Consider the following 13,244-nt stretch of genomic DNA (forward strand, 5'->3'; position numbering starts at 1 on the left):
GGATGCGGACATGACGAAGCCTCGCCTCATCGACCGGATGCCGGTCATCCATCAGCTGCGCCAGAGCGTCGGCCTGCAGCGCGGCATGCTGGTCGCCGGCCTCGTGCTGACCGGCATCTTCGTGTTCTGCGCGATCTTCGCGCCGCTCATCGCCCCCTACGGCTACGCCCAGCTCGACGGACCCGACGGCAACTTCGGCGCGCAGCAGCCGCCGAGCGCGGCGCACCTGCTCGGCACGACGGTCGGCGGCTACGACGTGCTGTCGCGCGTCATCTGGGGCGCCCAGACCGCGCTGATGGTCGTGATCGTCGCGATCGCGATGTCGGTGTTCGTCGGCATCCTGCTGGGTCTCGTCTCCGGGTACCTCGGCGGCTGGGTCGACCGTGCGTTGGTCGTCGTCGCCGACGCGATCTACGCGTTCCCGACGCTGCTGCTCGCGATCGTCGTGGCCATCGCGATCAACAACGGACAGTCAGGGCTCTGGCCCGGGATCATGGCGGCCGCGGCATCCATCACCGTCGTGTTCATCCCGCAGTACTTCCGGGTCGTGCGCGCCGAGGTGGTGCGGGTCAAGACGGAGGCCTTCGTCGAATCGGCGAAGGTGATCGGTGCCTCGACGCCGCGCATCATGTTCCGCCACGTGCTGCGCAACTCCACGCGCACGCTGCCGCTGATCGTGACCCTCAACGCGTCGGAGGCCATCGCCACCCTCGCCGCTCTCGGCTTCCTCGGCTTCGGCATCCAGCCGACCGTCGCCGCCGAGTGGGGTTACGACCTCAACAAGTCGATCAGCGACGTCGCCGCGGGCATCTGGTGGACCGCGGTTCCCCCGGGGCTCGCGATCGTGCTGACGGTGCTGGGTATCACGCTGATCGGCGAGAGCCTCAACGACCTCGCCGACCCGCGCCTGCGCGCGCGGCGTCGGGCAGGGTCGGCGAAGAAGACACCGACACCGGCGGATGCCGTCGCGGCGAGCCAGCCGGCGTCCCGCGAGATGATGGGAGAGGTGGAGTGATGGCTGCGGCCTCTTCCGACGCACGCGCCGTCGACATCCGTGACCTGGACGTCACCTTCGCGACCGACGGTGGCGACGTGCACGCCGTGCGCGGTGTGAGCCTGGACGTGCGCCCCGGCGAGGTGCTCGCGATCGTCGGCGAGTCGGGCAGCGGCAAGACGGTCACCGCCCGCAGCATCCTGGGCCTGCTGCCCGAGACGGCGCTGACGCAGGGTGCCGTCGTGCTCGACGGCACCGATGTCATCGGCCTCGACCGCGAGGCGATGCGCCGGGTGCGCGGCACGAAGGCGGCGATGATCTTCCAGGAGCCCTCGACCGCCCTGAACCCCGTCTTCACCGTGGGGTGGCAGCTGGCCGAGGGTCTGCGCGCCCACGGGACGTACACGAAGAAGCAGGCGCGGGCGCGCGCGATCGAGATGCTCGGCCGTGTCGGCATCCCCGATCCCGAGCGGCGCGTCGACGACTACCCGCACCAGTTCTCCGGCGGGCAGAAGCAGCGCATCGTCATCGCCACGGCGCTGGCGCTCGATCCGACCGTGATCATCGCCGACGAGCCGACCACGGCACTCGACGTCACGGTGCAGGCCGAGATCCTCGATCTGCTGCGGCGCCTGCGCGACGAAGACGGCACCGCGATCGTGCTGATCACGCACAACATGGGCGTCGTGGCCGACCTCGCCGACCGTGTCGCGGTCATGCTGAATGGCGAGGTCGTCGAAACAGCGCCCGCCCTGGAGCTGTTCGCCGCCCCGCAGAACGACTACACGAAGCGCCTGCTGGCCGCCGTGCCGCGCCTGGAGATCGTCGACCGGCAGCTGCCGGCGGGAGTGGCCGAGGCGGCGCCGGTCGTGGTGGCGGAGGATCTCGTCATCGAGTACGCCGGGCGTCTGCGTCGTGCCGGCTTCCGTGCCGTCGACCGCGTGAGCTTCTCGATCGCGCCGGGCGAGGTCGTGGGTCTGGTCGGCGAGAGCGGATCGGGAAAGACGACGATCGGCCGTGCGATCGCCGGGCTCACACCCGTGACCGGCGGCTCGCTGCGGGTGCTCGGGGTCGAGATGAACGGGGTCAAGGAGCGCACGTTCCGGCCCCACCGCAAGGACCTCGGGTTCGTGTTCCAGGATCCGGCGACGAGCTTCAACCCGCTGCTGACGATCGCGCAGAACGTCGCCGAGCCGTTGGTCGTGCACGGCGGCGCTCGGGATGCCGCGGATGCCCGCGACCGCGTCGACGAGCTGCTCGAGGCCGTGCAGCTGCCGAAGGCGTTCGGCGACCGCTTCCCGCACGAGCTGTCGGGCGGACAGCGCCAGCGCGCATCGCTGGCCCGCGGCCTCGCCCTCGACCCGAAGCTGCTCATCGCCGACGAGCCCACGAGCGCGCTCGACGTGTCGGTGCAGGCACGCGTGCTGGAACTGTTCGGCGAGCTGCAGGAGCGGTTCGGGTTCGCGACCCTGTTCATCACCCACGATCTCGCGGTGGTCGACATGCTCGCCCACCGGGTCGTGGTGCTGCACACGGGCACGATCGCCGAGACCGGGCCAACCGCGCAGGTGCTCGGCGACCCCCAGGACGACTACACCCGCAAGCTCATCGCGTCGCTGCCGGTGCCCGATCCGGTGGAGCAGGCCGCGCGCCGCGAGGCCTGGCGCGCCGCACGCGGCTGAGCCAACCCGCGCCTGCGGCCTGCGGCCTGCGGCCTGCGGGCTGCGGGCTGCGCCACCGGAGGAGATTTCGCTCCGGGAGGATCGATCGGGCCACGGCATCCTCCCGACGTGAAATCTCCTCCCGAACTGCCGGCGTCCGGCGGACACCGCAGCGCGCTCGCGCTCGTGCAGGACACTCCGGCAGAGGTGGATGCCGCGTATGCCGCCCCCGCCGTCGCCTGACCGGCGCCGCACACCGTTTCACGTGCAACGGCGGGTGTCAGTTCGACAGGTTCTCGATGATCGACGCGAACACACCCAGCGGGCCGAACAGCATCAGCAGCAGTGCCGCGCCGATCACGATGATCGCGGCCCACGGCACCCGACGTCGCAGCCGGCGGCCCTCGGGTGCGACGCCGGGAGGTGGACCCAGGGATGCCGCGGGCGCCGCGAACGGCAGTGCCGCCGATCCCGCCGCGTCACGCGCGGGGACGGCCGCGCCGGTCGCCGGTGCGGCGAGGCGCTCGTCGCGCCAGCGCTCCCACTGTGCGAGCTTGTCGAGCAGCGCCGCCACCACGGAGAACAGCCAGGCCCAGGTGGCCGGGTCGAGCGTGGACGCCTCGCGCGGCGTGTAGAGGAAGAGCCAGTCATCGACGATCTCGACGTCGAGGGCGGCAGCGTGGTCGACGAATCGCGCCATGATGTCGGGCGTGAAGAGGTAGAGCGCGTCGGCCTCGTAGCCGGACGGGCAGTACAGGGTGAAGGAACGGTCGAAGTCGCCCTCCAGGCTCAGCCGTTGGGACCCCTCGAGTGCGGCCGGCAGGTTGGAGCCGAACAGTCTGTTGTTGCCGACGGCATCCAGCACGATGTTGGGCAGCGGGGTCGACAGCTTGACGGCGACGTAGCCCCACCGATGCGTCGACTCGTTCTTGCCCGAGCCCGTGCGGTACACATAGTTGCCGAACTCGACGAAGCGCGGCCTCTCGCCGCGGACCACGTCGCTCGCGATGCGCCCGTGTCCGATGCCGAACACCATTCCCGGCAGCGGTGGGTTCGACACCGACGGGTACCAGGTCATCGCGTTGGCCCGCGCGAAGCGGTCGAGGCGCCACCACCGCTCCCCCGTGCGGGCGCCGAACATGCGCACCAGCGCGGTCGCGAGCACCGCGGCCACACCGACGACCACGAGGATCGGCGCGATCATGAAGGGCGAGAACCCGCCCCCGGATGCCGTCATCATGCCGCCCACGACACCGATCACCGTCGACCCGAAGACGAAGAGCACGGCCACGACGGCGAGCACGGCGAAGACGGCCCGCGACGCGACGTTCGGCGCCGGTGCCCGTCCGCTCGCGCGCAGGTCGCGGACGTAGGCGCGCACGGTCGCCCGATCGGCAGGCTCGATGAGCGGTCGCGCGTCGAAGGCTGAGGATGCCGCGGGCGTGCTCATATCGCCACGCTACCCGGGCGAGCTTTCAGGGCGCCGTCAGGGCGTCCTCGTCGCGATAACGGCCTCGCAACTCTTTCTCGACGGCGACCCCCGGAAGGCCCACGCCCACCACGATCAGCCCCAGCAGGAGGGCGATCGCCCCGACGAGGTACGCCGCCCAGGCGCCGTCGACGAAGCTCAACCGCGCCGCCTCGAGGATGTGCGCCGCGTAGGCGGGGTTGTTGGCGGCCACGTGGGCGGCCGACGCGTACGACGCCTGCAGGGCGCGGGTGATGTCGTCGGAGAGCGATGCGGCTTCGGGAGAGGCGGCGATGAGCCCGGCGAACACGTGCGAGAACCCGCCGGCGAGCACGGCACCGAGCAGTGCCTGCATCACGGCGCCGCCGAGGTCGGTCTGCAGATCGCTGGTCGCCGAGGCCATGCCCGCGCGGCGCACCGGGGTGCTGCTGGTCAGGGATCGGGATGCCGCGGTCATCACGAACGACGCACCCCCGCCGACCAGGGCGAACGCGAGCGCGACGATCACCGGCGGTGTGGTCTCGTTCCACGCGAGCATCGTGCCGAAGGCGGCGATGAGCACGACGTAGCCGACGATCATCGCCGTTCGCGTGCCGCGTTCGACGAGGACCGCTGCCAGCGGTGCGCAGACGAGCAGCGCGATCGCGGCGGGGATGAGCGCGATGCCCGCCTGCAGCGCGTCGTAGCCGAGGATGTTCTGCAGGTACTGCTGGCCGACGAACATCGCCCCCACGAGCGCGCCGAAGGCGAGAGTTCCCGCGACGGCCGGCACCCAGAACAGGCGTCGCCGCGCGATCGACAGGTCGTAGAGGGGTGCCGCGACGCGCAGCTGGCGTGCCGCGAAAGCGGCGATCAGCACCGCCGCCGCGACGAGCAGGCCCGCCCCCGCACCCGTCTCCCCCGGGGCGAAGACGACGCCGAGACCGAGCACCAGCGCGGCCACGGCGATGACCGACAGGATGCCGCCGAGATGATCGACCGGCTCGTCGGACTCCGCCACGCCCCGCGGAATCGACCGTGCGGCGATGAGCAGCGCCACGACGGCGACCGGCACGGGCAGCAGCAGGGCGATGCGCCAGCCGAAGGCGACGACGAGCGCACCCGAGATCACCGAACCGGCGACCGTGGCCACGGCGCCGGTCGCCGTCCACAGGGCGATCGCGCGGACGCGCGCCGGCCCCTCGGCCCAGAGGGCGGTGATGAGGGCGAGCGTCGTCGGAAAGGCGCAGCCCGCAGCGATGCCGGTGAGCACGCGCGCTCCCATGAGGAACTCGATCGTCGGGGCGAGGCTTGCCGCGGTGCCGGCGATGAGCAGGCCGATCAGCCCGATGCACAGCAGTCGCACCCGACCGTAGCGGTCGCCGAGGGCGCCGGCGTACAGCACGGTCATCGCGAGTCCGAGGCCCGTGCCGAGCGCGACGAGGTTGAGTGTCGTCTGGGGGGCGTCGAAGGTGCCGGCGATGTCGGGCAGGGCGACGCTGGCGCCGCCGGTGGTCAGATTGCAGACCGCTGCGGCCATCAGCAGCGCGGTCAGGACCACGCCTGCGCGCGCGGGAACGTGCGTGCCCGGCATCCACCGTCCTTCCGTCGCCCCCGTCGTCCATGAGCGTAGCGGTCGTCGGGTAGACTGTTGTGGTTGCCCGTCTGCGTTCCGTTCCGGAACAACGCTCGGGCACGTGCATCAACCCTCCTGATGCCGGGAAATGCCCGGCATCCGTTCTAGTCCGAAGGAGGTGGGTTAGTGACGCACTCACACCAGTACGAGCTCATGGTCATCCTCGACCCCGAGATCGACGAGCGTCAGGTCGCCCCCAAGCTCGACGGGTTCCTCAAGGTGATCACCGCAGACGGTGGCTCCATCGAGAACGTCGACGTCTGGGGCAAGCGTCGCCTGGCGTACGAGATCCAGAAGAAGAACGAGGGCATCTACGCCGTCGTCAACTTCACCGCCACGAGCGAGGCCACGCAGGAGCTCGACCGTCAGCTCAAGCTGAACGAGCAGATCATGCGTACCAAGGTCCTGCGTGCCGAGGAGGCGATCGCTCAGGTCGCCGCCGAGAAGGAGCGCGCCGAGGCCAAGGCCGCCCGCAAGGCAGCGAAGGCGTAAGGACGATGGCCGGCGAGACCGTCATCACCGTCGTGGGAAACCTCACGGCAGACCCCGAGCTGCGCTACACGCAGAACGGCCTGCCCGTCGCGAACTTCACGATCGCGTCGACGCCGCGCAACTTCGACCGTCAGGCCAACGAGTGGAAGGACGGCGAAGCGCTGTTCCTCCGCGCGTCGGTGTGGCGCGAGTTCGCCGAGCACGTCGCCGGTTCGCTGACGAAGGGTTCCCGTGTCATCGCGACCGGTCGGTTGAAGCAGCGTTCCTACCAGGACCGCGAGGGCAACAACCGGACCGCGATCGAGCTGGAGGTCGACGAGATCGGCCCCTCGCTGCGGTATGCCACGGCTCAGGTCACGCGTGCCGCGTCCGGCGGAGGCAACTTCGGAGGCGGCCAGCAGTCGCGTCCGCAGCAGCAGGTGCAGCAGGAGGAGCCGTGGGCCACTCCCGGCTCTGCTGCCCCCGACGCCTGGAGCGCACCCGGCGCCTACGGCGACGACACTCCTTTCTGATCGTCGCCGCCGGGGGTTGAGCGAGGCCCGCAGGGCCGAGTCGAAACCCTCACGCAGAAAATCTTGGATGCCTCGGCATCCGCTCACATTTAAGGAAAACAATGGCTGGAAAGGCTACCGGCGATCGCCGTAAGCCGCGGAAGGGCGCGAAGAACGCCGCTCCCGCGAAGGCGATCCGCGTCGGCGTCATCGACTACAAGGACGTCGCAACGCTTCGCAAGTTCATCTCGGAGCGCGGCAAGATCCGCGCCCGTCGTATCACCGGTGTCTCGGTGCAGGAGCAGCGTCTGATCGCCAAGGCGATCAAGAACGCGCGCGAAATGGCGCTCCTGCCTTACGCCGGCGCTGGCCGCTAAGGAGCACCCATCATGGCAAAGCTGATTCTCACGAACGAGGTTGCCGGGCTCGGAAGCGCCGGCGACGTCATCGAGGTCAAGAACGGGTACGCCCGCAACTACCTCATCCCTCAGGGCTTCGCTGTGGCGTGGACCCGCGGTGGCGAGAAGCAGGTGGCGTCGATCCGCGCCGCCCGTGACGCCCGCGCGATCCACGACCACGAAGAGGCCGTCGCGCTCAAGGACACCCTCGAGTCGAACAAGGTCAAGCTGTCGGTCAAGGCCGGCAAGGAAGGCCGCCTCTTCGGTTCGGTCAAGACCGCCGACGTGGCCGACGCCGTCAAGGCTGCCGGTCTCGGCGAGCTCGACAAGCGCAAGATCCACATCACCGCGCCGATCAAGGCCGTCGGTGAGCACGAGGCGACCGTGCGTCTGCGCGACGACCTCACCGCTGTGATCACCCTTCAGGTGGTCGCCGCGAAGTAAGACCCGCCGGGTTTCCCGGTCGTTGAGCGAGGCGCGCAGCGCCTCGTCGAAACGCCGCACGGATGCCGTGACCTCCCCCAAGGTGAGGTCACGGCATCCGTCGTTTACGCCCTGACGGTGCGGGGGCCGGCGCCAGGCACGGTCGCCGGCCCCCGCCGCCGGGGGTCATTCGGTGCGGCTGCGGCGGCGTGCGGTGAGCATCACCCCCAGCGCGAGAGCGGCGAGCCCTGCCAGCAGCGGCAGCAGGTTGAGGATGCCGCCGGTCGTGGCGAGCGCCTTCACCGGGCCGCTCACGGCCACCATGCCGGTGACCTCGGTGCCGCCGGTGGTCGACGTGCCGGGGTTGCCCGGGTTGCCGGGGTTGCCGGGGTTTCCGGGGTTTCCGGGGTTGCCGGGGTTGCCGGGGGTGCCGGGGGTGCCGGTGGTCGGCCCCGTCGTCGTGGCATCGCCGACGATCGCGACGGCGTTGCCGCCGAGCGTGATCGGCGCGGTGATCGGCAGGCCCAGCTGCGTGCCGCCGAGGATGCCGTCCAGGCCGCTCGTGGTGGAGCCGTCGGTCGTCGTGCCGGAGGTGCCGGTGGGGGCCGTGGTGGTGGCGTTGGTGCTGTCAGCGTCGCCGAGGACCGAGATGGCGTTGCCGCCCACGGTCACCGGCACGGCGACGTTCACGACGCCCTGGGTGCCGCCCAGGATGCTGTCGGAGCCGCTCGTGGTGGGTGCGGGAGCCGCCGGTGCCGCCGGCGCCGCTGCGGGTGCCTCAGCCGGCTGCGAGGTCGCGGCATCCGTGCTCTCGGCGTCACCGAGGACGGAGACGGCGTTGCCGCCAAGCGTCACCGGGAGGACGACGTCGATGAGGGCCTGGGTGCCCGAGCCGGCGCCGTCGGAGCCGCTCGTCGACGCGTCAGCGCCGCCGACCGAGATCGACGGGGTCGAGGTCTGCGCGTCGGTGCTGGTGGCGTCGCCGAGCACCGAGATGCCGTTGCCGGCGACCGTGACGGGCACCGCGACGGAGATGAGCCCCTGGGTGCCCGACAGCAGACCGTCGTCACCCGTTGTCTCGGCCGCCTGGGCGACCGTTGCGCCGAAGAGCGTGATGCCTCCGGCCAGGAGCGTGCCCCACAGGGCGCGCTTGAGGTTGGTGTTCATGATGATTTCTCTCCTGAGAGTGTTGGGGGGTATGCGCGCACAGCGCGCGGGATCGTGCCGCTCGGAAGGCGGCCGAACCCCCGTCAGTCAGGGGAGACGTCGGTGGCAAACACCGGCGCGGGGAGGGCAGAGTCGTCCTCCGGTCGGCGTCGCAGCACCCAGGCGCGGTGTGCAGCGAACAGACCGAAGGCGAGCACAGCGCCCGCGCCGAACGAGAATCCAGCTCCGCTGGAGAAGAACGAGATGGCGTCCAGGGTGGGACCGAGAAGTCCCCAGCCGCCGGTCGGAGTTCCGGGCGCTGCCGGGTATGCGACAGCGCCCGCGCCCGGAACGAACGAGGTAACGGCGCTGCCGAGCGAGAGTGAGGCCGCCGTCGTCATGGTCGCGACGCCATGCATGGTCTGATCCCACGCGGCCGACAGCACGGCCAGAGCGGCCTCGGCGGGGGGAGTTCCCACGGCAGGCGCGGAGGGGTCGGAGGGGGATGCCGGGCCACCGACAGGGGGGACGACGACGCTCGTGATGGGGGTCACGAGTTCGCCGACGACCGGAAGTGAGCTCACGGCGTCGGTGACGGGGGCCGCGGCATCCACGATGGGCTTCACCGCGCCGGTGACCGGCGCGAGAACGGGTGCGAGGGGGCTGACGATCTCGCCGACCGCCGAGCCGACGGGGGCGACGATCTGGCCGACCGGTGCGAGCGGCTCGAGGACGGGGGCGACGGAGTCGACGATGCCGCCCACCGGCGGAGCGACCCTCTCGACGACGGGGGCGACGGTCTCGGCGACGGGAGAGAGGATCTCTGCGACCGGGTCGAGGACGGGTGTGGTCACCTTCGAGAGCGTGCTGGAGACACCGCCCACGAAGGAGCCGAGGGGATTGTCGGTGCCGTCGGCGGCGTGGGCCGACGGACCCGAGAACAGGGAGATGGCGAACCAGGCGAACGCGGCTCCGACGCCGAGCGCGCCCAGCATCGACCATCGCCGTGTCGACTCGGTGGTCGATCGTCCGCGGCGCAGCGGGGGGACTGCGATTGTTGCCATGTTCACCTCCCACGACGATGTGTCGGGATGCCGGCGCACGCCGACACCCATGGAGTGCCTGGAACAGAGAAGATACGCAGATATATAACTCGTGTCCAGACCCCTGTCGCGAAACTTCCGACGCGCCGGGGCGGACGGCTCGACTTGACAAGGGCGCATTCATCCCCATGGTTGTCCCCAACCCTCACCCACAGCGTCAACCTTCAAGCGGTACTTCAACCACATTGCGCATCCACAGGTTGTGAGTCAGGAAAACCCGGGTCAGAGGATGTTTCTGTCAGTGAATCTTGAGGTTGCTCGGCGTGTTTCCACAGGTGCTGTGCACAGGGTGTCCGGCGTTTCGCGCACATCATCCACAGAGTTATCCACAGGCCTGTTTGCGACTGTCGGAACCCGTGCCTAACGTGACGTGTGGTCTCGCGGCGGGACCGGTCATCGAGCGTGTGAAGGGGACTGCATGTCGATCGCGGACATCTCCGAGGATCGCTTCGGTGGACCCCTGGAGAGCCGCGGCCCCGAGCGCACGCCGCCGCACGACCTCCTCGCCGAGCAGAGCACACTGGGCGGCATGCTGCTGTCGAGCGACGCCGTCGCCGATGTCATCGAGGCGCTGCGCGGCACCGACTTCTACGTGCCGAAGCACGAGCTGATCTTCGAGGCGATCCTCTCGCTGTACTCGCACGGTGAGCCCACCGATGTCGTCGCCGTGACCGACGAGCTCATCAAGACCGGCGACCTGCAGCGATCCGGCGGTGCCGACTACCTGCACTCGCTGACCTCGATCGTGCCGACGGCGGCCAACGCCGCCTACTACGCGTCGATCGTGCGCGAGCGGGCGCTGCTGCGACGGCTGGTGGAGGCCGGCACCCGCATCGTGCAGATGGGCTACAACGGTCAGGGCGATGCGCTCGACCTGGTCAACAACGCGCAGGCGGAGATCTATTCGGTCACCGGCGCGGAGCAGGCCGAAGACTACGTGCCGCTGCAGATCGCGGTGGATGCCGCGGTGGAGGAGATCGAGGCGGCGCGCGGGCGCGACGGTCAAATGACCGGCATCCCCACCGGCTTCTCAGGTCTCGACCAGCTGACCAATGGCCTGCACCCCGGGCAGATGATCATCATCGCCGCGCGTCCCGCCATGGGTAAGTCGACGCTCGCGTTGGACTTCGCGCGGGCCGCGGCGATCAAGGCGCAGCAGCCGACGATCGTCTTCTCGCTCGAAATGGGTCGCAGTGAGATCGCGATGCGCCTGATGAGCGCCGAGGGTGCGATTCCGCTGCAGAGCATGCGCAAGGGCACGCTCGACTCGCGCGATTGGACGACGATCGCGGCGACCCGCGGGCGCATCAACGACGCGCCGCTGTACATCGACGACAGCCCCAACATGACGCTGGTCGAGATCCGCGCGAAGTGCCGCAAGCTCAAGCAGCGGGTGGGCCTGAAGATGGTGGTCATCGACTACCTGCAGCTGATGACGTCGGGCAAGCGGGTCGAGAGCCGTCAGCAGGAGGTCTCGGAATTCTCGCGTGCGCTGAAGCTCTTGGCGAAGGAGCTGCAGGTGCCGGTGATCGCGCTGTCGCAGCTGAACCGTGGTCCCGAGCAGCGCGCCGACAAGAAGCCCGCCCTGAGCGACCTGCGTGAGTCGGGCTCGATCGAGCAGGATGCCGACATGGTGGTGCTGCTGCACCGCGAGGCCGCCTACGAGAAGGACAGCCCCCGCGCCGGCGAGGCCGACCTGATCGTCGCCAAGCACCGTAACGGCCCCACCGACACGATCACCGTCGCCTTCCAGGGCCACTTCTCCCGCTTCACGGACATGGCCCCTGGAGACTTCGGTTAATGTAGGGATTTTTCTGAGATGTCCATTTCGCGGGTGAAATGTCCACGCGATGTCCATCTGGACATTTCTCGATGCCAAGGAGCCGGTGAGCGGTCGCCCATAACCGGATGCTCAGACCGTGATGAGCTCGAACAGCGAACCGTGTTTGGTCATCATCGTCGCCTCGACCGAGGTGGCGAGGGCGGTGTCACGGACGAGGATTCCAAACTCAATGTTCTTGTTCTCGGCGGAGTAGCTGAAGTTCGCACTCGTGATGAGTAGAAGCTCGTGGTCGACCACTATGAATTTGGCGTGGCTGACCACTGGCTTGCCGTTCGGCAAAACCGCTGAGCGGTAGACAGTGGCCTTCGGAAGCTGGGCCTTGACTGTGGCGCCGTCGGCAACCCCGGCGTCCACGTACACGGTGACGACGACGCCGGGCTGTTCGGAGGCAGCCTTCAACGCGGTCCACATGTTCGACGTGTCCTGAAAGTTGTAGGTCGCCGCTGTTACCGATTGACGGGCCGCTCCGACGATGCGGTGGAACTCGCTGGTGAGGTGCCCGGTGTTGGCCTCGTTGCCTGGCATAGTCCACACAGGTGTTAGCTCGCGCAGCATTGTCTTCGCACCGGCGATTGCGCGCAGCACGCTCCCGGCCTTCTCCCGGTCGGCCGGGCTGAGTCCCGCGTCGGTCAACAACATCCTGACTTGATTGCGCCGGCTGATCGCGATCTCGCGCACGGCTGACGGCGCTCAGCGAATTTCCCCAGAGTTGCTCATCGGAATTCCTCAGGTCGCGGGGCAAGGTTAGCGCAGGTTGGTGCCGGTGGTGATGCGGCGGAGTTCGTCTGCTGCGGCGTGGTGGTTGCGGAGGCGGTAGGACGCTCCGTCGAGGGTGATCACGACGGATCGGTGTAGGAGTCGGTCGAGCATCGCGGCGGCGACGGTGGCGTCGCCGAGGATCTCGCCCCAGGCTCCGACGGGGCGGTTCGTGGTGATCACGATCGAGGTCTTCAGGTAGCGCTGGTTGATGACCTGGAACAGTGCGGACGCGGCCTCGCCGGGCAGTGGCAGGTAGCCGAGCTCGTCGATGATGAGCAGGGTGGGGCCGGCGAAGAACCGCATCATGGTGGACCATTTGCCCTCGATTGCGGCGCGGTGGCAGCGGGCCGCGAGGTCGGCTGCGGAGGTGAAGTAGACCCGGTAGCCGGCGGTGACGGCGGCGTGGCCGAGGCCGGTCGCGATGTGGGTCTTGCCGACGCCGGGAGGGCCGATGAGGAGTACGTTGGTGGCGGTGTCGACGAACCGGCAGGTGCCCAGTTCTGCAAGCAGGGACTGGTCGATGCCGCTGGCAGCATCGAGGTCGAAGTCGGCGAGGGTCTGCCCGGTGGGAAGGTTCGCGAACCGGAACCGGCCTGCCAGGCGCCGCGCGTCGGTCGCGGTGATCTCGACTCGCAGCAGATGCTCAAGGGCTTGTGTCAGCGACCAGCCCTCGGCTTGGGCCTGGTCGAGTACGGATGGGAGCGCGTCGGCGGCGTCGGCGAGCTTGAGATCGGTGAGGTGGCCGCGCAGCTGCTGATAGATGCTGGCCGCGGTTGCCGGGGCGGTCGTGGTGGTGGTCATCGGAGGGTGTTCCTGTTCTTCGCGGCCTGCTCATAAGCGGCCAGGCTGAT

13 protein-coding genes are annotated in these 13,244 nt (G+C 69.3%); 7 read left to right on the forward strand and 6 right to left on the reverse strand.

What is annotated here, in order from left to right; all coding sequences use genetic code 11:
• Nucleotides 1-10 precede the first annotated feature (10 nt).
• Together AS96_RS09495 and AS96_RS09500 are read left to right on the forward strand one after the other, a co-directional pair.
• The gene (locus tag AS96_RS09495; RefSeq protein WP_005054620.1) at nucleotides 11-1,015 is read left to right on the forward strand and encodes an ABC transporter permease; all 1,005 of its coding nucleotides are present in this window, start codon (nucleotides 11-13) and stop codon (nucleotides 1,013-1,015) included.
• Nucleotides 1,015-2,676 (forward strand): dipeptide ABC transporter ATP-binding protein, encoded by a 1,662-nt coding sequence (locus AS96_RS09500; RefSeq protein ID WP_036288921.1) that lies wholly within the window; start codon nucleotides 1,015-1,017, stop codon nucleotides 2,674-2,676. Before AS96_RS09495 ends, AS96_RS09500 begins: the two co-directional genes overlap by 1 nt.
• A gap of 259 nt (nucleotides 2,677-2,935) precedes the next feature.
• On the opposite strand, the gene AS96_RS09505 is transcribed toward AS96_RS09500, so the two are convergent.
• Nucleotides 2,936-4,105: a hypothetical protein gene (locus AS96_RS09505; RefSeq protein ID WP_036288924.1), complete on the reverse strand. Its 1,170-nt coding sequence runs from the start codon at nucleotides 4,103-4,105 to the stop codon at nucleotides 2,936-2,938.
• Nucleotides 4,106-4,130: 25 nt separating this feature from the next.
• Nucleotides 4,131-5,696 (reverse strand): MFS transporter, encoded by a 1,566-nt coding sequence (locus AS96_RS09510; RefSeq protein ID WP_036288927.1) that lies wholly within the window; start codon nucleotides 5,694-5,696, stop codon nucleotides 4,131-4,133.
• Nucleotides 5,697-5,891: 195 nt separating this feature from the next.
• Here AS96_RS09510 and rpsF point away from each other — a divergent pair, with 195 nt between their 5' ends.
• From rpsF to rplI, 4 genes are all read left to right on the forward strand, one after another.
• The gene (gene rpsF, locus AS96_RS09515) at nucleotides 5,892-6,230 is read left to right on the forward strand and encodes a 30S ribosomal protein S6 (RefSeq protein ID WP_036282987.1); all 339 of its coding nucleotides are present in this window, start codon (nucleotides 5,892-5,894) and stop codon (nucleotides 6,228-6,230) included.
• Nucleotides 6,231-6,235: 5 nt separating this feature from the next.
• Nucleotides 6,236-6,742 (forward strand): single-stranded DNA-binding protein, encoded by a 507-nt coding sequence (locus AS96_RS09520; protein ID WP_005054611.1) that lies wholly within the window; start codon nucleotides 6,236-6,238, stop codon nucleotides 6,740-6,742.
• 101 nt (nucleotides 6,743-6,843) lie between these two features.
• A complete protein-coding gene (rpsR, locus tag AS96_RS09525; RefSeq protein WP_005054609.1) occupies nucleotides 6,844-7,098 on the forward strand; it encodes a 30S ribosomal protein S18 in 255 nt (84 codons plus the stop codon).
• Nucleotides 7,099-7,110: 12 nt separating this feature from the next.
• A complete protein-coding gene (rplI, locus tag AS96_RS09530) occupies nucleotides 7,111-7,563 on the forward strand; it encodes a 50S ribosomal protein L9 (RefSeq protein ID WP_036288929.1) in 453 nt (150 codons plus the stop codon).
• Nucleotides 7,564-7,728: 165 nt separating this feature from the next.
• Here rplI and AS96_RS09535 read toward each other — a convergent pair whose 3' ends face one another.
• Entirely contained in the window at nucleotides 7,729-8,709 is a 981-nt protein-coding gene (locus tag AS96_RS09535; RefSeq protein WP_036288930.1) for a hypothetical protein, read from the reverse strand.
• Nucleotides 8,710-8,792: 83 nt separating this feature from the next.
• Nucleotides 8,793-9,752, reverse strand: a complete 960-nt coding sequence (locus tag AS96_RS09540) for a hypothetical protein (RefSeq protein ID WP_036288942.1) — start codon at nucleotides 9,750-9,752, stop codon at nucleotides 8,793-8,795.
• A gap of 457 nt (nucleotides 9,753-10,209) precedes the next feature.
• Here AS96_RS09540 and dnaB point away from each other — a divergent pair, with 457 nt between their 5' ends.
• Nucleotides 10,210-11,592: a replicative DNA helicase gene (gene dnaB, locus AS96_RS09545; RefSeq protein WP_036288932.1), complete on the forward strand. Its 1,383-nt coding sequence runs from the start codon at nucleotides 10,210-10,212 to the stop codon at nucleotides 11,590-11,592.
• A 111-nt stretch (nucleotides 11,593-11,703) separates the two neighbouring features.
• Here dnaB and drmC read toward each other — a convergent pair whose 3' ends face one another.
• A complete protein-coding gene (drmC, locus tag AS96_RS09550) occupies nucleotides 11,704-12,312 on the reverse strand; it encodes a DISARM system phospholipase D-like protein DrmC (RefSeq protein WP_231477205.1) in 609 nt (202 codons plus the stop codon).
• Nucleotides 12,313-12,378: 66 nt separating this feature from the next.
• Nucleotides 12,379-13,194, reverse strand: coding sequence for an IS21-like element helper ATPase IstB (gene istB / locus AS96_RS09555; RefSeq protein WP_016464970.1), 816 nt, complete (start codon nucleotides 13,192-13,194; stop codon nucleotides 12,379-12,381).
• Nucleotides 13,195-13,244 lie beyond the last annotated feature (50 nt).

Source organism: Microbacterium sp. MRS-1, assembly GCF_000585455.1.
Lineage (GTDB): Bacteria > Actinomycetota > Actinomycetes > Actinomycetales > Microbacteriaceae > Microbacterium > Microbacterium laevaniformans.